The organism is Citrobacter sp. Cf118 (genome assembly GCF_030334095.1).
Classification (GTDB): Bacteria; Pseudomonadota; Gammaproteobacteria; order Enterobacterales; family Enterobacteriaceae; genus Citrobacter; species Citrobacter freundii.
In genome coordinates this window covers 1-343 of record NZ_JAOWES010000009.1, presented here as the reverse complement: position 1 = coordinate 343, position 343 = coordinate 1, and the positions used below count along the sequence as shown (strand labels likewise).

Here is a 343-nt window from a genome sequence, read left to right as displayed (position 1 = left end):
GTGTATCGCTGTACAGGTGTTATCGGGAGAATACTTGATTGCATTGGAAAGCAGGTTACTGAAAGCACGTCGGAGCATATCGCTGTCTCCGGTAACAACGCCCTCTCCTTCAACCGTGATTGTCTTTCCTGTTTCGTCTGCCAGGGGCTCGAACAACTCACGTAATTCATTCAGTTCGGCTGCCAGATCCACATCATGTTTATCCAGCCGCAGCAGACCATGCTCTGAACGTGCCAGAAAAAGCATGTCACTGGTCATTCGTGACAACCTTTTCAGTTCTTCCAGGTTAGCGAATAAAATTTCGCGGTAATGCGAAACATCCCTTTCCTTAGCCAGTGCAAAC

General features: G+C 48.1%; 1 pseudogene. It reads right to left on the bottom strand.

The window, feature by feature from the left end:
• Positions 1 to 343 (bottom strand): annotated as a pseudogene (locus tag OGX67_RS00360) (two-component sensor histidine kinase); the annotation flags it as partial.